The following is a 21,591-nucleotide window of genomic DNA, read 5'->3' as shown; positions in this document are numbered from 1 at the left end:
TCCGGCGCGGTACCGCCGGGAACCGAGACTCAGGCCCGGGGCGTGGGTGTGCGGGCCTCGCTGCGGTACTGGTCCCACCAGGCGGCACTGTCCGGGTGAGCGGGGTCGGTGTCCTTGGGCGGGGTCGCCGTGGGGGTCGGGATGCGCAGGGCGCGCAGGCGCCAGTCGTCCTCGCGGATCGAGGCCACGATGCGGACGGGCATCACGGCGGTGAGGAGCAGGTAGTTGCCGACGCAGACCATCAGGCACAGCGGCGGCACCGAGACCACGGTGGCGATCTCCAGGATGCCCATCTCGGTCGGCTCACGGGAGATGGCCAGCACGTTCCCGCAGATACTGGCCAGCACGGCGGCCACCAGCAGCAGCTCGTAGACCCGCACCAGCGAGGTGGCCCGCTCGTCGCGGATGCCGACCAGGGTGAGGAAGGTGCCCGCGAGCAGGGCGACGGTGAGCCCGACCACGACCGGCCACAGCCAGGTGAGATGTTCGGGGATGCCCGCCACCTCGGCCAGGCTCGCGGTGAAGGTGAACGACGCGATCGCCGCCGCGACGACCAGCACCGAACCCAAGACCACTAGGAGCTTCGGCACCGTGAACGGAACGGGGCGGGGGTACGGGTCCGAGTGCTCCATCAGGCTCCATCCTACGGGCTACGGCCGCCAAATATGCAGGCCCCCAACAGAGTACGGGCACTCGCGAATTGGACACCGTCGAACACCGATCGGGCCCGCTCAGCCCTGGGTCGGGGGCACCGCGTCGGCCATCGGTTCGTCGGCCTCCGGGGGCGGCGGCGCGGTGGCCGCGTCGATCTGCTCGCCGATATAGCGGATGACGACCGCGATCATCGCCACGACCGGCACGGCCAGGAAGGCGCCGGTGATGCCGTAGAGCGAACCGCCCGCGGTGACCGCCAGCAGCACGACCACCGCGTGCAGCTCCATGCTGCGGCTCTGCAGGACCGGCTGCAGCACATTGCCTTCGAGCTGCTGCACCGCGATCACGATGCCCAGCACGATCAGCGCCGTGGTGAAGCCGTTGCCCACCAGCGCGACGAGCACGGCCAGCGCCCCGGCCACGAACGCGCCGACCATCGGGATGAACCCGCCGAGGAAGGTGATCACCGACAGCACCAGCGCCAGCGGCACATCGAGGATGAACAGCGCCGCGCCGATGCAGGTGGCGTCGACCAGGCTGACGACCGCCTGGGTGCGGATGAAACCGCCGAGGGTCGCCCACACCCGCTCCAGCACGGCCTCGAGGTGGCGGCCGCTGCGGTTGCCCAGCACCGAGTGCATCCAGGGCAGGAACCGCGGGCCGTCCTTGAGGAAGAAGAACACCAGCACCAGCGTCAGCACCAGGGTGATCAGCACCGAGGTCGCGGTGGACACGCCGGTGAAGACCCCGCCGGCGATCTGCGCGCCGCTGGACTGCAGCCGGTCCACGATCGCGGTGACCGCGGAATCGAGCTGTTCATCGCGGATGTTCAGCGGCGGTCCCTGGATCCAGTCCCGGATCTGGTTGATCCCGGCGGTGGATTTGTCGGCGAGCTCGGGTGCCTGATCGGCCACCGAGGGCACGATCAGCGCGACGATCCCGGCCAGGATCGCCAGGAAGCCGAGCAGGGTGACCGAGGCGGCCAGCGCCGGGGGTAGCTTGTGCCGGGTCAGCCAGCGGGTCGGCGGCCACAGCACGGTGGCCACCACGATCGCCAGCGCCACGGGCAGCAGGATCACCCACAGCTTGGCCGCGATCCAGCCGAGCACCCAGGCTCCGGCGGCGATCGCGACGACGCACAACGACCATTTGGCCAGCCACAGCAGGCCGACACCGATCACCTCCCCGCGATCACGCCACGACTTTCGGTTCGGGTGCGTCTCACTGGACGCTCGCACAGGCCCGGTCACGATGCCAGTGTGGCACGACCGCGCCATCCTTGACTCGTTCCAGAATGCGGAGAACACTGCGAACGTGCCCTCGGACGTGGGATTCCAGCAGCTGCTGCGGGGAGCGTCGTTGCGCGTGACGGCCCCGCGGGTGGCGGTGCTGAGCGTGGTGCACGAACACCCGCACGCGGAGACCGACGCGATCGTCCGGGCCGTGCGCGCCCGGCTCGCCGCGGTCTCGCGCCAGGCCGTCTACGACTCGCTGCACACGCTCACCGAGGCCGGGCTGCTGCGCCGCATCCAGCCCCGCGGCCTGCTGGCCCGCTACGAGACGCGCGTCGGCGACAACCACCATCACCTCGTCTGCCGTGCCTGCGGCGCCATCGCCGACGTCGACTGTCAGGTCGGCGCGGCACCGTGCCTGACCGCCGCCGACGACCACGGCTTCGTGATCGACGAGGCCGAGATCCTCTACTGGGGGCTGTGCGCCGAGTGCGCGGCCACCCACCACGACCCTGCCCGCAGCCCGCTCGACCCGTTCAGGAAGGAATGACCGTCATGACCTCCAGCGAGAGCGAGAATCCGGCGATCCCCGCGCCGACTCCGCAGCCCGACCGCCGCCCGCGCACCATCGAGGACTGGTGGCCCGAACAGATCGATGTCTCGGTGCTGCACGCGCACTCGTCGAAATCCAATCCGCTCGGCGAGGACTTCGACTACGCCGCGGAATTCGCCCAGCTCGATGTCGACGAGCTGAAAGCCGATGTCGCGGCCGTGCTGACCGACTCCCAGGACTGGTGGCCCGCCGACTACGGCAACTACGGCGGCCTGTTCATCCGGATGAGCTGGCACGCGGCCGGGACCTACCGGATCGCGGACGGCCGCGGCGGCGGCGGGCAGGGCGCGCAGCGCTTCGCCCCGCTCAACAGCTGGCCCGACAACGCCAATCTCGACAAGGCCCGGCGGCTGCTGTGGCCGGTGAAGCAGAAGCACGGCAACAAGATCTCCTGGGCCGACCTGCTGGTGTTCGCCGGCAATGTCGCGCTAGAGGAGATGGGTTTCCAGACCTTCGGTTTCGGGTTCGGCCGCCCCGATATCTGGGAGCCGGAGGAGGTGTTCTGGGGTCCGGAGGACACCTGGCTCGGCGACGAGCGCTACAGCGGCGACCGCGAACTCGCCGGTCCGCTCGGCGCGGTGCAGATGGGCCTGATCTATGTGAATCCCGAAGGGCCCAACGGGCGTCCGGATCCGCTGGCCGCCGCGCGCGATATCCGCGAGACCTTCGGCCGGATGGCGATGAACGACGAGGAGACCGCCGCCCTCATCGTCGGCGGGCACAGCTTCGGCAAGACCCACGGCGCGGGCGATGCCGCCCTGGTCGGCCCCGAGCCCGAGGCCGCGCCCATCGAGCAGCAGGGGCTCGGCTGGAAGAGCGCCTACGGCACCGGCAAGGGCGGCGACGCGATCACCAGCGGCTTGGAGGTGATCTGGACAGCCAGTCCGACGCGGTGGAGCAACGGCTTCCTGGAGAACCTGTACGGCTTCGACTGGGAGCTCACCCAGAGCCCGGCCGGTGCCTGGCAGTGGAAACCGAAGGACGGTGCGGGCGAAGGGCTCATCCCGGACCCGTTCGACGGTCCCGCGCGCACCCCCACCATGCTCACCACCGACCTGTCGTTGCGCGAGGACCCGATCTATGGCCCGATCACCCGCCGCTGGCTCGACCACCCCGAGGAGCTGGCCGAGGCTTTCGCCAAGGCCTGGTACAAGCTGCTGCACCGCGATATGGGCCCGCTGAGCCGCTATCTCGGGCCGTGGGTGCCCGAGCCGCAGCTGTGGCAGGACCCGGTGCCCGCCGTCGAGCACCCGCTGATCGACGAGGCCGATATCGCGGCGTTGAAGAAGGCGGTGCTCGACTCCGGGCTGTCGGTCACCCAGCTGGTACGGACGGCGTGGGCTTCGGCGGCGAGCTTCCGCAGCACCGACAAGCGCGGCGGGGCGAACGGCGCCCGCCTGCGGCTGGAACCCCAGCGCGGCTGGGAGGTCAACGAACCCGGCGAACTGGCGCGGGTCCTGCCGGTGCTGGAAGGCATCCAGCGCGATTTCGCCGCCGGGGGCAAGCGGGTGTCGCTGGCCGATCTCCTGGTACTCGCCGGGTCGGCGGCCGTCGAGAAGGCGGCCGCCGACGCGGGCGTGGACGTGACGGTGCCGTTCCATCCCGGCCGCACCGACGCCACCCAGGACACCACCGACGTGGACAGCTTCGCCGTGCTCGAACCGCGCGCCGACGGATTCCGCAACTACGCGCGCACCGGGGAGAAAGCGCCGCTCGAGCGTCTGCTGCTGGACCGCGCGTACCTGCTCGACCTCACCGCCCCGCAGATGACGGTGCTGCTCGGTGGCCTGCGCGCGCTCGGCCTCACTCACGGCGACACCGCCCACGGCGTCTTCACCGACCGGCCCGGCGTCCTGACCAACGACTTCTTCGTGAATCTGCTCGACCGGACGATCGAGTGGAAGCCCGCGGAGTCGGCGGAGAACCTGTTCGAGGGCGTGGACCGCCGCACCGGTGAGGTGCGCTGGACCGGAACGACCAACGACCTGGTCTTCGGCTCGCACTCGGTGTTGCGTGCGCTGTCGGAGGTGTACGCGCAGAGCGACGCGACCGCGCGGTTCGTGCGCGATTTCGTCGCCGCCTGGGTTCAGGTCATGGACAACGACCGGTTCGATCTGCGCTGATCCGTGGTCCGAGCCCGGGGACGCCCATCCGGCGGCCCCGGGCTCGCGCGGCGACCCGCGCCGGGCACCGACCGGGATCGCGGCCGTGGGTCAGGCCGTGCGCCGGTCGGCGCCCGAGCCGGTGCTCGCGCCGAAGTGCCGGTCGACGAAGTCGCGGATCTCGGCGACCGCCGCGGCGGCTTCGGGGGCGATGGCGGCCGCGGCCTGGAAGATGTGGACCTGCCGATCCCAGACCTGGAGTTCGCACGGCACGCCGTGTTCGTGCAGGCGCTGGGCCATCAGGACGCCGTCGGGATAGAGCAGTTCGGTGGAACTGACCTGGATCAGGGTCGGCGGCAGTCCGGTGAGGTCGGCGCGCGCGGGTGCGGGGACCGTCGTGGCGGCACCGGTGCGTATCAGGAAGTCCGCGAGGATCGGCGCCGCGACCGTGGAGAAGATCGCGTCGGCATGTGCCGAGGGCGCCGTGAACTTGGCGTCGTTCTCGAAGTCGGTGAGCGGTGACATCACGACCAGCGCGGCGGGTTGCGGGAGGCCGCGACGGCGCAGTTCGAGCGCGGTCATCAGGGTGAGTGTGGCCCCGGCCGAGTCACCCATGATCACGATGGACTCGGGGGCGAAACCCCAGGACAACGCGCGTTCGTAGCCGTCGACACAGTCGGCGACCGCGTCCGGGATGGTGTGCCGGGGCACCTTACGGTAGTCGACGGCCAGCAATTCGGCCCCGGTGTCGGTGGCGAATCGCGCGGTCATCTGCCGGTGCAGATTCCGGCCACCGACGATGAATCCACCACCGTGCAGGTACAGGATGAACCGGCCGGGCCGCCGGTTCGCCGGGACCTGCAGGGTCGCCGGGCAGTTCGGCAGGGCGACGCGAGTGCGCGCCACGGGGCGGGCGACCAGTGCCCGCCCGGTCCAGTCGACGAGGCGGTAGGGCCAGCGCGCGTCCGGGTGGCGTGACCAGGCGTTGATCAACGGGCGCACGGTCGTGCGGAGGGTGCGTTCCACCCAGCGGGACTGGCGGCTGCCACCCGGGAATTCGCGGCGCACGACGGCGGCGGGGGTGGGGGAACCGGGCGGGTGAGTGGATGACATCGGGACTCCTCGAGGTGACGGCATTGTCAGCAACGCCCGGATGATCCGGGCATGTTCAGTGTCGAGGGGCGGCGTCGGTGGTGTCACTGCACGAACTGTGGATTCGCGGGACGTCGAATTAGTGACGGGAAACAAAGGCTTCCGCGCTGGGCCTGTGACCGGTCCATACTGGGAGGGCAAGGTGACTGCTCGAACCGACAAATGTTGTGCCAGGTCAGAGGGAGGTTGCTCGATGCACGCCAATGTTGGGGATCGGCTCGTGGTGCACGGCCGGACCGTCGGCCGGACCGATCAATCCGGTGAGATCGTCGAAGTCCGCGGACATCACGGCGAACCGCCGTACGTGGTGCGGTTCGAGGACGGCCACGAGGGGCTGATGTTCCCCGGCCCCGATTGTGTGGTCGTGCCCCAGGGCGCCTGACCGCGGAATACTCGCTTGCGGCGCGGACCCGGCGTGTCCCACACTGGGCGGCCGATGCCGGGACCTGCGTGAACAGGCGCGGCCGACCGGGACGGGTGGTGCGTGTTCGAGGTGATCGTGGTGGGCTGCGGGCCCACCGGCGCGATGCTGGCCGCCGAATTGCGGCTGCACGGGGTGCGGGTCCTCGTGCTGGCGGAATCCCCCGGGGGCTCGCTCGAGCGCATCGTGTCCCTGCACGTGCGCAGCCTCGAGCTGATGGCGACGCGGGGGCTGCTCGACGAGCTGCTCGCGCGGGGGCGCAGGCGTCCGGTCGGGGGCATCTTCGCCGCCATTCCGGCGCCCCCTCCGGCGGGCATGGAATCGGCGTATCTGCTGGGGATTCCGCAGTCCGCGGTCGAGCGGGTGCTCACCGACCACGCCGTCGCCCTCGGCGCGCAGGTGCGCACCGGGTGCGCGGTGGTCGGCTTCACCCAGGACGACACCGGGGTGGACGTGGAACTGGCCGACGGCGAGCGGGTCCGCGCGCGCTACCTGGTCGGCTGCGACGGTGCCCGCAGCACGGTGCGAAAGATGCTCGGTGTCGGCTTCGCCGGGGAGCCCGCGCGCAACGACACGCTGATGGGGGAACTGGAGATCGGGGTCTCGCCGGAGGAGCTCGCCACCGCGATGGCCGAGCTGAGCCGGACCACCCGGCGGGTGAGCCTGCGTCCGCTCGGCGACGACGTCTACAGCGTCATCGTCCCCGCCGCGGGCGTCAGCGAGGACCGCACCCGCCCACCTACCCTCGACGACTTCCGGGAGCAGTTGCGCGCCTACGCCGGAACCGATTTCGGTGTGCACTCCCCGCGCCGGTTGACGCGGTTCGGTGACGCCACCCGGCTCGCCGACCGCTACCGGGTCGGCCGGGTGCTGCTGGCCGGGGACGCCGCCCACATCCACCCGCCCATCGGCGGCCAGGGCCTGAATCTGGGCGTGCAGGACGCCGTCGCCCTCGGCTGGAAGCTGGCCGCGCAGGTCGACGGCTGGGCCCCGGCGGACCTGCTCGACACCTACGAGAGCGAACGCCGTCCGGTCGCCGCCGCCGTCCTGGACAACACCCGCGCCCAGACCACGCTGCTGTCCGCGGAGCCGGGCGCGCAGGCCGTGCGCGGGCTGCTCACCGAACTGATGGACATCGACGCGGTGAACCGGCGCCTGATCGAGAAGATCACCGCCATCGACCTGCGCTACGACTTCGGCCCGGGCCCCGACCTGCTCGGCCGCCGCCTCCCCGATCTCGCCCTGACCGAGGGCACCCTGTACGACCGGCTGCGCGGCGGGCGCGGCCTGGTCCTCGACCGGACCGGCGAGCTGACCGTCGACGGCTGGTCCGACCGCGTCGACCTCCTCGCGGATCCCGCCGCGGCACTGGATGTTCCGGCCCTGCTGCTGCGCCCCGACGGGCACGTGGCCTGGATCGGCACCGACCAGCGGGACCTGGACGAGCAGCTCGCCCGCTGGTTCGGGACGCGGTAGCCGGAATCCGGAGCCATCCGGGCCGGGGGTCTGGCCGAACTCCGTTGCACCCAACCGGCGCGGCGTTCCCGCCGCCTCTACGGAAGTGACGGACAACCATGCGAACCCTGCGCAGCACCCTGGTCGCGGCCGCCGTTCTCGGCTCGGTACTCGGCGCCACGGCCTGTTCCGACGACGACTCGACCACCTCGACGACCCCGTCATCGACCGCCATGCCGATGACCTCCGCACCGTCCACCGGCGCCGATACCGGCGCATCCGGCCTGGTCGGCCCCGGCTGCGCGGACTACGCCGCCCAGGTACCCAGCGGCCCCGGCTCGGTGAGCGGCATGGCCCAGGACCCGGTGGCGGTGGCCGCTGGCAACAACCCGATGCTCACCACTCTGGTCTCGGCCGTGTCAGGCCAGCTCAATCCCGACGTCAACCTGGTCGACACCCTCAACGGCGGCGAGTTCACCGTGTTCGCGCCGGTGGACTCCGCCTTCGCGAAGGTCGACCCGGCCGCGATCGAGTCGCTGAAGACCGACTCGGCCGCCCTCACCGAGATCCTCACCTACCACGTGGTGCCGAACCAGATCGCGCCGCAGGACATCGCGGGCACCCACCAGACCGTGGCGGGCGCCGAGGTGACGGTGAGCGGTTCCGGTGACACACTGAAGGTCGGCGACGCGAACGTGATCTGTGGCGGCGTGCGCACCGCCAACGCCACCGTGTACATGATCGACAGCGTGCTCATGCCGCCGGCGTCGTGATGACGGCGATCGTCGCGCCGCCGCGGGCCGGGACGCCGGGGAAGAAATTCCCCGGCGGCACCCATTCGGGCCGCACAGCAGCCCGAAATCCCTCTCATGCCGACGTCAGGGACCACACGATGACCGACCGGCCGGGTACCGCACCGATCCGTTTGCGTGCGGTCGATCCGGCACCCGCCTGCCCGACGACCCCACCCGACCATGCCGTGCAGGACGGGCTGGTTCGGCTGCTGGGCCGGATCGCCGACGGTGACCGGGGCGCGTTCGCCGAGTTCTATCGCGCGACCAGCCCCCGGGTGTTCGGGCTCGCCCTGCGGGTGGTGCGCAATCACGGCGCCGCCGAGGACGTCACCCAGGAGGTGTTCCTGCAGGTCTGGTCGCTGGCAGCCGACTACGACCCCGGGAAGGCCAGCCCGATCGGCTGGCTGATGATGCTGACTCATCGCCGTGCCGTGGACCGGGTGCGGGCCGAGCAGTCGGCCACCCAGCGTGACCTGGTGTTCGGGCACGCGCACCTGGGCCGCGACCACGACGTCGTGGCCGAGCAGGTCACCCAGCGGCTCGACGAGCAATCGGTGCTGGACTGCCTGCACACGATGACCGAGCTGCAACGCGAAGCGGTCGCGCTGGCCTACTACAGCGGACGCACCTATTCCGAGGTTTCCGAAACCCTGGATGTGCCGTTGCCGACGGTGAAGAGCCGGATCCGGGACGGCTTGAGACGACTCGAGAACTGCTTGACCGGAGGGACATCCCGATGAGCGGCACAGATCGGCAGACCCCCTGGTCCTGGCTCGACGACGCCTACCCGTACGCCCTCGACGCGCTGAGCCCGCAGCAGCGCCGCGAGATCGACGACCGGCTCGACGCGGCCGACCCCGCCGACGCCGAGCAGTTCCACACGGCCGTGCGCCGCGTCCAGGAGACACTGGCGTCGCTGACCGTGGTCGACTCTGTTCCCCCACCGGCTCGGCTGGAAGCCGCGCTCCTGCAGGCCCTGGACCGGCTCGATCCGCAGGTCCGGCCGCTGGTCCGCCGCGAGAGCCGGTGGCGGCTGCGCTGGTTGTCGGTGGCCGCGGCGGCCATCATCGCGGTGGGCGCCGGGGTCGGGATCGCGGTGGTGATCGACCGGACCGGCGACGATCCGGGCGCGGTCACCGCGCAGCAGGTGGTCGAGGAACCCGACAGCCGGGAGTCCTCGGTGCCCGTCACCGGCGGTGGTGCGATGACCGTGTACCAGTCCACCTCGCTGGGGGCCGCGGCGGTATCGCTGGGCGATATGCCCGCGTTGCCCGCCGACCGCGCTTATCAGCTGTGGTTGATCCCCGACCAGGGCACCCCGCAGTCGGTGGCGCTCATGGACGGCCGGGACTCGGTCGTCACCGCGGTCGACAGAGCCGACATGCTCGCGGTGACAGTCGAACCGGCCGGGGGCTCGCCGGGGCCGACCACCGAGCCGATCGTCAGCATGGTCATCGGCTGACCGGGAGCGACAGCATGATTCGCCCTGTCCCGCCCGGCACCCCGGGTCGTACCGCCGCCGCGTTCGCCGCCACCGCGGCCGCGGCGACGGTGCTCGGTGTCGGCCATCTCGTGGCGGCCTTCCTCGACCCGAACGGCTCCCCGTTCTTCGTGCTGGGCGCCACGGTCGTCGACCACACACCGAAGTGGTTGAAGGACAGTGCGATCCGCTGGTTCGGCACCAACGACAAGCTCGCCCTGGCGATCACGATGGCGGTGGTCATGCTCGTGGCCGCCGCGCTCATCGGTCAGCTGGCCCGCCGTAACCTCGCGCTGGGCGCGGGTGTCCTGGGTGTGCTGGGCGCGGCGGTGGCCGGGCTGGCACTGCTGCGGCCGACAGCCGGGCCCGCTTTCGCTGTTCCCGCCCTGGTGGGGACGGCGGCGGGAATCACCGTGCTGTGGCTGCTCTTTCGTGTCCCGGCCGACCGGGACACCGGCACCGGGCCGACCCGGCGCACCTTCCTGCTCGCCTCGGCCGGGGTGGTGGCCGCCGCCGCGGCGGCCGGGGCGGCGGGCCGGTATGTCGGCGGCAGGCTGCGCGATATCGCCGCCGACCGTGCGGGTTTCGTGCTACCACCCGTCGCCGATCCGGCCCCGCCGGTGCTGCCCGAGATGGATCCGCCGGTGCCCGGCCTGACCCGGCTGGTCACCCCGGCCGACGAGTTCTACCGCATCGACACGGCCCTGCAACTGCCCGCGCTGACCCGGGACGACTGGCGGCTGCGCATCCACGGGATGGTGGAGCGCGAGATCCAGCTCGACTTCGACGACCTGCGGGCCCGCCGCGCCGTCGAGAAGATGATCACCCTGACCTGCGTCTCCAACGAGGTCGGCGGCGATCTCGTCGGAAACGCGACCTGGACCGGCTATCGGCTCACCGACCTGCTGGCCGAGGCCCGGCCGTCCGCCGAGGCCGATATGGTCCTCTCGCGCAGCGTGGACGGCTTCACCGCGGGCACCCCGCTGGACGCCCTCCTCGGAAACCCCGACGCCCTACTCGCCGTCGCCATGAACGGCGCGGCTCTCCCCGTCGCGCACGGCTACCCGGCCCGGATGGTCGTGCCCGGTCTCTACGGCTATGTCTCGGCCACCAAATGGGTGATCGACCTCGAGGTCACCCGCTTCGACCGCGCCCGCGCGTACTGGACCGACCGCGGCTGGGCGGACCGGGCCCCCATCAAGACCGCCTCCCGCATCGACGTCCCCGCCGCCTTCGCCACACTCCCGTCCGGCCCGATCACCGTGGCCGGTGTCGCCTGGGCGCAGGGCCGCGGCATCACCGCCGTCGAACTCCAGGTCGACGACGGACCCTGGCAACCCGCCACCCTCGCCACCGCCTACTCCCTCGACACCTGGCGCCCCTGGACCTGGACCTGGCCCGCTACCCCTGGCACCCACACCCTCCGCGTCCGCGCCGTCGACGGCACCGGCACCGTCCAAACCGACACCCGCGCCACCCCGTTCCCCGACGGCGCCACCGGCAGGCACACCCGCGTCGTCACCGTCCGCTGAACCGATCCACCGATCCCGAGATGATCTTTCCGGTAGCACACGAGAGGTTCCCACGGTGAAAGCACAACGAGGACTTGGACGTTCGGTGACGGCGCGGATGGTGGTGGGCGTTCTGGGCCTGGCGGGCCCGGTGTTCCCGGCGGCGAATGTGGTCACCCCGGTCGGCGGTGCCAGCTCCTACTACACCGATTGGGTCCGCGACGACGCGGCGCTCGGCCGCAACCGGTGGGGGCCCTCGCCGAACGCCTCCGCGCGCTGAACATCCCGGTGACGCTCGACGAACGGCCGGTCGGCACGCATTCGTGGGGCTACTGGGAGGACGATCTGAAGACCTCCTGGCCGTTCCTGGCGCACTCGATCGGCAGCCGGACGAACTGAGCGGCGCCGTCGGGTGGTCGGGTGTCGCGGTGCGGTGCCGGGCAGAATGGGCGGGTGCAGATCGGGATGCTCGGGCCACTGGAAATCCGGACGGGCGACGGGGAATCGCGCGAGATACCGGGTGTTCGGGTGCGGGCGCTGGTGATCGCGCTGGCGCTCGAGCCCGGGCGGGTGGTGCCCAAGGCGAAGCTGATCGACTGGGTCTGGGGTGAGCGGCCGCCCGCGGAGGCGTCGAATGCCTTGCAGGCGTTGGTGTCCCGATTGCGGCGGGTGTTGCCGGAGGGGGTCGTGGCGGCGGAGGGCGGGGGATACCGCCTCGCCGTGGATCCCGGTGCGGTGGACGCGGTGCGGTTCGAAGAGCTGCTCGGGCGGGCGCGTTCCGGTGACGACGCGCAGCGCGTGCGTCTCCTGCGCGAAGCACTGCGGTTGTGGCGCGGTACCCCGCTGCCGGACCTGGGCGAGACCGCCGCCACCGTGATCACCCGGTTGGACGGCTTGCGCCTGGCCGCACGGGAAGACCTCTACGAGGCGGAGATCCGGCTCGGCCGCGGTCCCGAGCTGGTCGCCGAACTGACGAGCGTGCTCGCCGAGCATCCGGGGCGGGAACGCCTGGCCGGTTCGGCCATGCGGGCACTGGCCGCCGCGGGCCGGGGCACCGAGGCCCTCGCGGTCTACCAGCGCCTCCGCGAGAACCTCGCCGACGAACTCGGCGTCGACCCGGCACCGGAACTGTCCGCGCTGCATGTGGCCTTGCTGCGCGGCGAGGCCGGGCAGCGACCCGCACGGCAGCCCACCACGAATCTGCGTGCCGAGCTGAGCAGCTTCGTCGGCAGGCACACCGAGATCGAGCGGGTCCGCGATCTGCTCGCCGCCCACCGGCTCACGACGCTGACCGGCCCCGGCGGCGCGGGCAAGACCCGCCTGGCCGTGGAGTCCGCGCGCACCCTGCTGGACACCTTGCCCGACGGCGTCTGGCTGGTCGAACTGGCCGGTATCGAGGCGGGCGGCGACCCGGCGCCCCAGGCCCTCGCCGCACTCGGGCTCCGGGACGCCCTGCTGGGCAGCGCATCCCCGGCCGACCCGGTCGACCGGCTGATCGCGGCCCTGCGCGACCGGGACACCCTCCTGGTGCTCGACAACTGCGAGCACGTGATCGACGCGGCGGCGGCCTTCGCGCACCGGTTGCTCGGCGCGTGCACGCGGCTGCGGATCCTGGCCACCAGCCGGGAACCACTCGGCATCACCGGGGAGGCGCTGTGGCAGGTCGAACCGCTGGCCGTGCCCGCCGCCGACGCCATACCCGCGCGGATCGAGTCCGCGCCCGCCGTCGCCCTGCTGCGTGATCGGGCCGCGGCGGTCCGCACGGACCTGCCCACCGACCCGGACAGCCTCGCCACCATGGCCCGCCTGTGCCGGGCGCTCGACGGCATTCCGCTGGCGATCGAACTGGCCGCCGCCCGCCTGCGCACCCTGTCGCTCGACGAACTCGCCCACCGCCTCGACGACCGGTTCCGGCTGCTGACCGGCGGCAGCCGCACCGCCATCGCCCAGCATCGGACCCTGCGCGCGGTGGTCGACTGGAGCTGGGAACTGCTCAGTGACCCCGAACGCCAGGTGCTGCGCAGACTCGCGGTATTCGCCGGCGGCGCGAGCCTGGACGCGGCGGAACAGGTGTGCGCGGGCGCGGCCGTCGCACGGGCCGAGGTGCTGGACCTGCTCACCGCGCTCACCGAGAAATCCCTGCTGCGGGCCGCCGCCGACGGCAGCCCGCGCTTCCGCATGCTCGAGACCATCCGGCGCTACGCCGCCGACCGGCTCGCGGAATCCGGCGAAACCGAGACCGTGCGCCGCGCGCACTTGGACCACATCACCACCCTGGCGGCCACCGCCGAACCGCACCTGCGCCGCGCCGAACAGCTGGAGTGGCTGACGATCCTGGCCGCCGACCACGACAATATCGCGGCCGCCCTGCGCGCGGCGCTGAGCGCGGGCGACGCCGCCGGGTCCATGCGCCTGGCCGCCGCGGCGGGCTGGTACTGGTGGCTGAGCGGCCACAAGGGCGAGGGCACCGAACTGATCACGGCGGCCGCCGCGCTCCCCGGGCCGGTCGACGACGAGACCCGCGCGCTGGTCTACGGGCTGATCGTGCACTTCGTGACCTCCGGCCGCGACGACGAACAGCAGGTCGCCGACTGGATCCGCGCCGCCCACCGATTCGGCCGGGACGCCCACGGCACCCACCCCGCCCTGCGTTTCACCGTGGCCCTGGAACGCATGCTGCGCGGTCCGTCGGAATTCCTGCCCGCTTTCGAAGCACTGCTCACCGACGACGACCCCTGGGTGCGAGCCCTGGCCCGGCTGCAACTCGGCAAGTTGCGGACCGTGCTCGGCCACGCGGGTTCGGAGCCCGACGAATACCTCGCCGCCGCGCTGACCGAGTTCCGGGCGCTCGGCGAACGCTGGGGCATGTCCTTCGCCCTGACCGAACTGGCGAACCGGACCGCGCAGCGCGGTGACTTCGCCCACGCCATCACGCTTTTCGACGAGGCCGTCGCGGTGGTCACCGAAGCGGGCACGAACGAGGACGCGGTCGCCATGCGCGCACGACAGGCCCAGCTGTTCGCGCGGCAAGGCGACACCGCGGCGAGCGCGGCCGCCCTGGCCGACGCCCAGCGCCTCGCCGATACCAGCGGCTGGCCGACCGCCCGCGCCGAAGTCGCCCTCGCCCGGGCGGAACTCGCGCGCGGAAGCCACGACCCCGCCCTCGCCCACCAGCAGCTCGCACTGGCCCGCACCCTGCTCGGCGCCGACGCCGACCGGCCGGTGGTCCAGGCCATGGTGCACACCACCCTCGGCTACCTCGCCGACGACCCCGCCATCGCGAGCACCCACCACGCCACCGCTTTCACCGCCGCGACCACCGTCGGCCACGCCCCGTTGCTGGCCACCGTCCTGGTCGGCCTCGCCGATCTGGCGCTGCGCCGCGACCGCCCCGGCCACGCCGCCCACCTCCTCGCCGCGAGCACCGCCGTCCGCGGGCTACCCGACCGGTCCCACCCGGACATCGCCCGTATCGAGCAAACCGCACGAGAACACCTCGGCGACAAGGGATTCGCCGATGCCCAGCGGGTGGGTTCCACGACCGACCCCGCCGAACTGGTCGCCGCCGTGCTCGCCGGGTGACGCTGGATCAGGGCAGCTGATCGAGGAACCCGCGCACCCGCGTCTCCTCGTCACTCCCGGTCGTCGGCAGCCGCAGTAGCGGAAAACCGTACCGGCGGCAGATCTCGTCCTTCACCGCGTCGCGGCGCAGCTGCACCGGATTCGCCTCGTGGGCGCTGAAACCGTCCACTTCCACCGCGGCGACATTCTGCGAGGTGATCCGGTTGTAGACGACGAAGTCGAACGACGACCGGCGCCGCACGAATTCCCGCTGCCCGGGATCGAGCCGATCCAGCCCGCGCGGGAACACATTCTGCAGGTAGACCTGCGGATGGATGGCCAGATGCCGATACCCGGCCGCCGCGAGCACCCGCTCGAGCAGGTCGAGGGCGATGTCCTCGGACGCGTACCGGGTCCGGCCCCAGCCGATCCGCGGATGCCTGCGGCGCCGCTCGGTGTACTCGGTGTAGAGCAGGTCGAAGATCGACACCACCTCGCTGTCGATCACGGCGTGGTCGGGATCGCGGTAGCGGATATAGCCGATGAGATCGCGCAGATACCGGCTCTCGGGCAGCTCGGAATGGTGGGTGACCAGCACGAACAACCGCCTGGCCCGGGAGACTGCCACATTGATCAGGCGCGGGTCGTCGGCGAACCGCAGCCCGCGCACCCCGCTGCGGGAGTTGTCGAGCACCGTGGTCATCACGATCGCCTCCTTCTCGCGACCTTGGAACTTGTGCACGGTGTCGGACTCGATCGACCTGATCAGGGCGTCGGTCACCTTGTCGGCCTGACGGCGATACGGGGTGGTGACGCCGATATCGTGCGGCGGGATGTCGGGGGTTATCCAGGACAGCACCTCGCTCCGGATCACGTCGATCTCCCGGTAATTGACGCGGTGCTTCGATTCCGGGTCGTCGTCGCCGGGCAGGCGGCGCATGTGGTTGCCGGGAACGGTCCGCACCACCCGCATCGGCGCCATACCGGGGGTGCTGTGGGTGAAGGGAATCAGCTTGTCGCCGTAGAAGGTCCGGTTGCAGAACTCGATGATGTCGGGATCGCACCGGTAGTGCTCGCGCAGCATCTCCCGGGGCAGGTCCGCGGGGAACAGGTCGAGGATCGTGGCCAGGATGCTGCGCCGGTGATCGAAGACCGGATCGGGAGCCGCGGGAATCCCGGTGAGCTTCTTCGTGACCGGCGGCAGCTGTTCCAGATCGCCGACCACCACGACGGTGCGCGCGCAGGCCAGGGCCGGTGCCACCGTCACCAAGTCCACCTGGGAGGCCTCGTCGATGATCAGATAGTCCAGCAGGGTCGCGCGGCCGATGCTGTTCTGCAGCGAATGGCAGGTGCTCAGGATGAGTGGGTAGTCCTCGGCGAACCGGGCGAACTGGGAGCGGTACCGGGTGTCGTGCGGGGTGCGGGGGAGTGCGCGGTAGCGTTCGCGCAGCGCGTCTTCGAGCAACAGCCGCGACAAGCGGGTCTGCTCGGCCCGCAACACGTCGAACTTCTTGCCCGCCAATGCCTTACCGAGCTGCTCGGCCCGCTGTTCGAGTTCGGCGATCTTCTTCTCGTAGTAGACCCGCTGGATGCGCAGCACCACCTCGATATCCTCGGCGTCGACCGTGCGCAGCGCGCGGTAGCGGAACCAGCGGTTCATGGTGTCGACCAGGCGGCCCCAGCCGTTGTCGCGGATCCAGCGCGGATCGGTGTCGGCGATGAAGTCGAGCAGTCTGGCCGCGCTGTAGCGGCGCAGCAGCGGTAGCTCCTCGGCGCCGGGGACCTCGTCGCGGTCGAAGTAGGACCGATAATGGTGCTGTTCGAGCCGGTAGGCGTGTAGCTGCCGGTGCAGCTGGGCGCGTTCGCGATCCTGCTCCTGCAAGGCCACCAACCGCCGGTTCACCCGGGCGAGATCATCGGCGGCCTTGCGGGCGGGGGCGGCGTCGGTGGCGAGCAGCGCCTCGACGGCGGCCAGGCGTGGTCCCTGGTCCTCGAAGAACTCCCGGCGCTTGTCGGCCCGCCCGAGATTGGCCGCCACCATCCCGAACCCTTCCCGGGTGAGCTTCTCGAAGACATTGTCGACCGCGGAATTGCTGAACGAGACCACCCCGACCGTCTGACCGGGACGGCAGAGAACCGAGGCGATGATATTGAGAATGGTCTGGGTCTTACCGGTTCCGGGCGGACCGTCGATCACCGAGATCGGGAAACGCAGCGCGTTGCGCACCGCCGCGCTCTGACTCAGATTGGTGCGGAACGGATACACCGGCAGTGGTGTCTCGTCCTCGGGCCGGGGCTCGATCGGCGCGGGCGCGAGAATCCGGGCCAGCGCGCTGTCGGGGTGGATGAACTCCAGCTTGCGGTGATTGCGGAGCAGGACGCCCTGGTCGCCGTCCAGCTTCTCGGCCACGGCACGCCAATAGGCCAGCACCGCGCGGGAATCGGGAGGCGCGGCGGCATTCGGCAGCACCCGCACCCGTTCGGCGGCGTAGGACTGCCAGCCGCCCCGTTCGTTCGCCACGTGCCACCACACACCGATCCCGGGCTGGCCGGTGAACACGTAGGCCTCGGTCGCGCGCTTGCGGGAACCATCGACCAGCAACTGTGCCTGATCTCCCAGCGGAACCCGGTGCGGCTCTTCGAGAATCGCGATCCGATCCCACCCGTACCGGTACTGCTTCGGGGTGCCGAACCACACCAGGACCTGGTGCGGTTCCGTCCGGAAGGCGGTGATCGACGAGGTCTTGTCGTCGGGAACCCCGTCGTCCTTGCCCAGCACGACAATCGCGACAACCCGTGGATCGACCACCGAACCCCCTCGTCCCACTCCCCAGCGGACCGTGCCTGCGCGCGACCGGAGCCGACGGCCCGGCGCGCGGTACCGAGATTACCCGGTGTGGCCGAAAGTATCTGCCGGGCAGCGGGATTCAGTCGAGTTGCTCGGCGACGAACTCCGCGGCCCGGTCCCGGTCGCCGTTGACGAAATACAGGAAGTGGCCGTAGCTCAGGGCATTGCCGAACCCGGCGGACGGGTCACCGCCCGCGCACACGCGGTCGCCCGCGCTGCAGTAGTCGTGCAGGCGGTCGGCGAACCCGGCGAGCGCGCCGGTGGGCAGCGGGCCGGTGCCGGACAGGGCGGCATCGGCGGTGCCACGGTTGTACGGTTCGGCGCCGTTGCGCAAGGGGTTGCCGAACAGGGTGATGGCGTCGATGCGGGCGGTCGCCTGATCGGTGAGCGCGGCACGGTCGGCGAGGGTATTGCCGATGACGCGGGCGCCCTGCGAGTAGCCGAGCAGCACGAGCCGCTGGTCGGGGCAGGGGGAGTCGTTGAGCAGCGCGGTCAGGGCCGCGACGCCGCGCACCGCGCTGTCGGGGCTCATCGACGCGGGATAGTCGAGTTCGCCGACCGTGGCGGTGCGGCCGGACTCCCGCGCGATCCGCGCGCCCAGCGGGGTGAGCAGCAGACTCCCGGACTGCGGTTCGAGGGTGCCGCGCACCGTGACGACCCGGACCTGCGCGCAGTCGCCGGGGCCGGTGCCCGGGTCGGCGGCCGCGGACGGCAGGGTGGGCACGGCCAGTGCCGCGGCGGTGGTGGCCGCGGCGAGCAGGATTCGGGATCGTCCACGCATCCGTTCACTGTAGTGCGCGCGTGAACGGTTCGGACAGGGCGAATCGGCGGGCGTCGGTGGCACGGCGGGGCCGAATCCGGTTGCCGCGCACGGTCTCGCGCTCAGTCGAGGTCGATCGCGACCGCGCGGCCCGTCCGGAACCAGTAGTCGTGCAGCTCCCGGATCTTCGCGCGCGAGGGCCGCCCCCGCAGATGGACCGCGCACTCGCCGAAATCGAACGGGACGACCGTCCCGCACAGCAGGGCGCGTGCCGTCTCGAGTTCCGCCGGATCGGTGATCTCGCGGGCCGTACCGCGGTATTCGCCGTCGGGCAGCCGCAGGGTGACGGCCGGATCGGCGCGCACATTGCGCAACCAGGCGTTGACCGCGTCCGGCCGCGCCAGCGTTATCTGCGGCGGCATCAGCTGCACCAGATAGGCGCGATCGCCCTCGCGCAGCACGCGCACGCATTTCGGCCGGGGCAGACCGGTCTTGCGGCCGGTGGTGGTGAGCACGCCGTAGCCGCGCGGCACCCGGAGCTTGAACAGCGGCAGCATCGCGTCGCTGAGCAGCTTGCCGTGCCGGGCCGTGCGGATGAGCCTGCCGTGCCTGCCGACGGCGTCCCTGGCCGCCGCGATTCGCGCTCGCTGGTCTGCGTCGTCCATGTCTCCATGATGCGCCCGCCGGGGCAACGGGATCGTCATGTCGGTGATCCGGCCCGGGTGGGTACGCCTTCGATGACAGCTCGTCCATCTCGAGAGGAGTTCGATCTCGTGGAGGAATTCTTCCGGCCGTTGATCGTCGTGCTGGTGACCATGGCGATCACGGTCTCGGCGGGACTGCTGGTCGACCGGGTGTTGCGCTACGCCGCCCGGCGCGATCCCGGCACCCATCTGCCGACCCTGCTGCGCCGCGCGCAGCTCCCCCTGCAGGTGCTGCTCGGCACGGCGGCCCTGCACCTGACCTATCCGCTGGCCCACCTCGACCTGCGCCAGGACGTCGTGATCCGCAATATCCTGGCCACGGCGGCGATCCTGGCGGCGGCCTGGCTGGTGGTCCGGGTCGCCGACGCGGTCGCCGAGAACCTGCTGCGCCGCTACGCCGAGCGCACCAGCGAGACCTCCCGGGTGCGTCAGCTGCGCACCCAGCTGGGGCTCGTGCGCCGGGTGATCACCTCGGTGTTGGTGGTGACGACCGCGGCCGTGGCCATCCTGCTGCTGTTTCCGGGCCTGCGCACCCTCGGCACCTCGCTGCTCGCCTCGGCCGGTGTCATCGGCATCATCGCCGGTGTCGCCGCGCAGTCGACGCTGAGCAATCTCATGGCGGGACTGCAGATCGCGTTCGGAGACTCGGTGAAGATCGGCGACACCGTGGTGGTGGAAGGCGAATGGGGCACCGTGGAGGAGATCACCCTGGCCTTCCTGACCGTGCGGATCTGGGACGACCGGCGGCTGACCATGCCGGTCTCCTACTTCAACAGCAAGCCCTACGAGAACTGGTCGCGCGGCGGCCCACAGGTCACCGGCACCGTCCTGCTGCACCTCGACTACAGCACCCCGATCCCGATCCTGCGCGACCACCTGCACGACTACCTGCGCGGCAGGCCGGAATGGGACCGCCGCAGCTGGAGCCTGCTGGTCACCGACAGCACCCCGGTCGATATCGTCGTCCGCGCGGCCATGTCCACCGCCAACGCCGACGACGCCTGGACCCTGCGCTGCGCGGTCCGTGAGGAACTGCTGACCTGGCTCGGCCGCCACCACCCCAACGCGCTCCCCAAGATCCCCACCGCGCTCGTCGGCGGCCGCGACGCGACCATGCCACTCGACCGCGCGGAAGCCACCGTGCGCTGATCGCGGGATACGGTGCGGGGACAGGACCGCAACGAAGGCAGACGGCATGACCACCGCATCCGAGGAGGTCCGCGTCGTCGCGTCCCGGGCGTGATCGGGAGCGCGTGCGCTGTTTCCCCTGCGGAAGTCCGGGTATGGCCGCAACAGAATGTCGGTCCACTTCAGGAGGTGCAGGTCATGCCCCAGCAAGCGTGGAGTGCCAAACGTGAGCGGCAGTACAAGGACATCAAGAAGTCCGAGCTCGAGCGTGGGCGCAGTACGAAGCGTGCCGAGGAGATCGCCGCGGCCACGGTGAACAAGACCCGGGCCCAGCACGGGGAGACGAAGGGCAAGCGCGGGGGTCAGCGGGCGCAGGGGAGTGGCAAGACCCGCGACGAGCTCTACGCGGAGGCGCGCAAACGCAATATCGACGGCCGTTCGAAGATGAACAAGCAGCAACTGGCCCACGCCCTCGGACGCTCCTGACCGCGGCGAAAGGGTTCGCCGTGCAGATCGGATTCGAACTACGCCTTCTACCGGTTGCCGAGCCGGGACACCTTCGCCGCGTGGCGCGAGCGCACCGGCGAGGATTTCGTCGTGGCGGTGAAGGCCAGCCGGTATCTCACCCACATCAAACGCCTGCGTGACCCGGATGAGCCGGTCGCGCGCCTGCTCGACCGCGCCGAGGGACTCGGTGACCGGCTCGGCCCGATCCTCCTCCAGCTCCCACCCACCCTGTGCGCCGACGCCGACCTCCTCGACGCCTGCCTGCGGTGCTTCCCCGCCTCGGTGCGGGTGGCGGTGGAACCGCGGCACGAGTCGTGGTGGACCGACGAGATCCGCGCGGTCCTGCACGCCCGCTCGGCCGCCTTGGCCTGGGCCGATCGCGAATCCCGGCCGGTCACCCCGCTGTGGCGCACCACCGACTGGGCCTACCTGCGCTTACACGCGGGTCGCGCCGCTCCGCGCCCGCACTACGGACGCCAGGCCCTCGACACCTGGGCCCACCGGCTGCTCGACGAGTTCCCCGCCGCCGACAGCTACGTCTACTTCAACAACGATCACGGGGGCGCGGCCGTCCGCGACGCGATCACCTTCGCCCGCCTGGCCGACCGCGCCGGTGCCGCGGTGACCCGCGTTCCCGATCTGTCCGAGGCGGTCGCCGCATGACCACCT

General features: G+C 71.2%; 18 protein-coding genes and 2 pseudogenes. 14 read left to right on the top strand and 6 right to left on the bottom strand.

Going from position 1 to position 21,591, the window contains the following annotated elements:
* Nucleotides 1–29: 29 nt before the first annotated feature.
* Both WA675_RS23790 and WA675_RS23785 read right to left on the bottom strand, forming a co-directional pair.
* Nucleotides 30–632 (bottom strand): DUF2637 domain-containing protein, encoded by a 603-nt coding sequence (locus tag WA675_RS23790; RefSeq protein WP_336087280.1) that lies wholly within the window; start codon nucleotides 630–632, stop codon nucleotides 30–32.
* Between the two features lie 99 nt (nucleotides 633–731).
* Complete coding sequence (locus WA675_RS23785; protein ID WP_442945711.1) at nucleotides 732–1,907, bottom strand: AI-2E family transporter; 1,176 nt, start codon at nucleotides 1,905–1,907, stop codon at nucleotides 732–734.
* 61 nt (nucleotides 1,908–1,968) lie between these two features.
* Between WA675_RS23785 and WA675_RS23780 the strand changes: the two genes are divergently transcribed.
* Nucleotides 1,969–2,436: a Fur family transcriptional regulator gene (locus WA675_RS23780; RefSeq protein ID WP_336087275.1), complete on the top strand. Its 468-nt coding sequence runs from the start codon at nucleotides 1,969–1,971 to the stop codon at nucleotides 2,434–2,436.
* Nucleotides 2,433–4,622 (top strand): catalase/peroxidase HPI, encoded by a 2,190-nt coding sequence (katG, locus tag WA675_RS23775; RefSeq protein ID WP_442945708.1) that lies wholly within the window; start codon nucleotides 2,433–2,435, stop codon nucleotides 4,620–4,622. The genes WA675_RS23780 and katG overlap by 4 nt, the downstream gene beginning before the upstream one ends.
* Before the next feature lie 90 nt (nucleotides 4,623–4,712).
* Here the strand turns inward: katG and WA675_RS23770 are convergent, their stop codons facing one another.
* A complete protein-coding gene (locus tag WA675_RS23770) occupies nucleotides 4,713–5,714 on the bottom strand; it encodes an alpha/beta hydrolase (RefSeq protein WP_336087270.1) in 1,002 nt (333 codons plus the stop codon).
* A gap of 232 nt (nucleotides 5,715–5,946) precedes the next feature.
* Between WA675_RS23770 and WA675_RS23765 the strand changes: the two genes are divergently transcribed.
* The 9 genes and pseudogenes from WA675_RS23765 to WA675_RS23725 all read left to right on the top strand — a co-directional run bounded on the left by WA675_RS23765 (nucleotide 5,947) and on the right by WA675_RS23725 (nucleotide 14,996).
* On the top strand, nucleotides 5,947–6,135 hold the full coding sequence (locus WA675_RS23765; RefSeq protein ID WP_336087268.1) for a DUF1918 domain-containing protein: 189 nt from the start codon (nucleotides 5,947–5,949) through the stop codon (nucleotides 6,133–6,135).
* Nucleotides 6,136–6,237: 102 nt separating this feature from the next.
* The gene (locus WA675_RS23760; RefSeq protein WP_336087266.1) at nucleotides 6,238–7,650 is read left to right on the top strand and encodes an FAD-dependent monooxygenase; all 1,413 of its coding nucleotides are present in this window, start codon (nucleotides 6,238–6,240) and stop codon (nucleotides 7,648–7,650) included.
* Nucleotides 7,651–7,748: 98 nt separating this feature from the next.
* Entirely contained in the window at nucleotides 7,749–8,402 is a 654-nt protein-coding gene (locus WA675_RS23755) for a fasciclin domain-containing protein (protein ID WP_336087265.1), read from the top strand.
* Between the two features lie 119 nt (nucleotides 8,403–8,521).
* Nucleotides 8,522–9,163 carry an ECF RNA polymerase sigma factor SigK gene (gene sigK / locus WA675_RS23750; protein ID WP_336087263.1) on the top strand — a complete coding sequence of 214 codons (642 nt, stop codon included), beginning with the start codon at nucleotides 8,522–8,524 and terminating at the stop codon, nucleotides 9,161–9,163.
* A complete protein-coding gene (locus WA675_RS23745; protein ID WP_336087261.1) occupies nucleotides 9,160–9,885 on the top strand; it encodes an anti-sigma factor in 726 nt (241 codons plus the stop codon). Before sigK ends, WA675_RS23745 begins: the two co-directional genes overlap by 4 nt.
* A gap of 14 nt (nucleotides 9,886–9,899) precedes the next feature.
* On the top strand, nucleotides 9,900–11,435 hold the full coding sequence (locus tag WA675_RS23740; protein WP_336087260.1) for a molybdopterin-dependent oxidoreductase: 1,536 nt from the start codon (nucleotides 9,900–9,902) through the stop codon (nucleotides 11,433–11,435).
* An 85-nt stretch (nucleotides 11,436–11,520) separates the two neighbouring features.
* A complete protein-coding gene (locus WA675_RS23735) occupies nucleotides 11,521–11,694 on the top strand; it encodes a hypothetical protein (protein ID WP_336087258.1) in 174 nt (57 codons plus the stop codon).
* A pseudogene (locus WA675_RS23730) lies at nucleotides 11,670–11,813 on the top strand (esterase family protein); the annotation flags it as partial. The gene WA675_RS23735 and the pseudogene WA675_RS23730, both read left to right, overlap by 25 nt.
* A 54-nt stretch (nucleotides 11,814–11,867) precedes the next feature.
* Nucleotides 11,868–14,996: a BTAD domain-containing putative transcriptional regulator gene (locus WA675_RS23725; RefSeq protein WP_336087256.1), complete on the top strand. Its 3,129-nt coding sequence runs from the start codon at nucleotides 11,868–11,870 to the stop codon at nucleotides 14,994–14,996.
* A gap of 7 nt (nucleotides 14,997–15,003) precedes the next feature.
* On the opposite strand, the gene WA675_RS23720 is transcribed toward WA675_RS23725, so the two are convergent.
* From WA675_RS23720 to WA675_RS23710, 3 genes are all read right to left on the bottom strand, one after another.
* Entirely contained in the window at nucleotides 15,004–17,784 is a 2,781-nt protein-coding gene (locus WA675_RS23720) for an AAA domain-containing protein (protein ID WP_336087254.1), read from the bottom strand.
* Between the two features lie 118 nt (nucleotides 17,785–17,902).
* The gene (locus WA675_RS23715; protein ID WP_336087251.1) at nucleotides 17,903–18,604 is read right to left on the bottom strand and encodes a cutinase family protein; all 702 of its coding nucleotides are present in this window, start codon (nucleotides 18,602–18,604) and stop codon (nucleotides 17,903–17,905) included.
* A 101-nt stretch (nucleotides 18,605–18,705) separates the two neighbouring features.
* Complete coding sequence (locus tag WA675_RS23710) at nucleotides 18,706–19,248, bottom strand: nitroreductase/quinone reductase family protein (RefSeq protein ID WP_336087249.1); 543 nt, start codon at nucleotides 19,246–19,248, stop codon at nucleotides 18,706–18,708.
* Nucleotides 19,249–19,356: 108 nt separating this feature from the next.
* On the opposite strand from WA675_RS23710, the gene WA675_RS23705 reads away from it, so the two are divergent.
* The 3 genes and pseudogenes from WA675_RS23705 to WA675_RS23695 form a co-directional block, all read left to right on the top strand.
* Nucleotides 19,357–20,436 carry a mechanosensitive ion channel family protein gene (locus tag WA675_RS23705; RefSeq protein ID WP_336087246.1) on the top strand — a complete coding sequence of 360 codons (1,080 nt, stop codon included), beginning with the start codon at nucleotides 19,357–19,359 and terminating at the stop codon, nucleotides 20,434–20,436.
* Between the two features lie 177 nt (nucleotides 20,437–20,613).
* On the top strand, nucleotides 20,614–20,901 hold the full coding sequence (locus WA675_RS23700) for a plasmid stabilization protein (protein ID WP_336087243.1): 288 nt from the start codon (nucleotides 20,614–20,616) through the stop codon (nucleotides 20,899–20,901).
* Nucleotides 20,902–20,949: 48 nt separating this feature from the next.
* Nucleotides 20,950–21,585: pseudogene (locus tag WA675_RS23695) on the top strand (DUF72 domain-containing protein); the annotation flags it as partial.
* Between the last annotated feature and the right edge of the window lie 6 nt (nucleotides 21,586–21,591).

It is taken from the genome of Nocardia sp. SSK8 (assembly GCF_037034205.1).
Classification (GTDB): domain Bacteria; phylum Actinomycetota; class Actinomycetes; order Mycobacteriales; family Mycobacteriaceae; genus Nocardia.
This window is presented reverse-complemented; position numbering and strand designations above follow the sequence as displayed.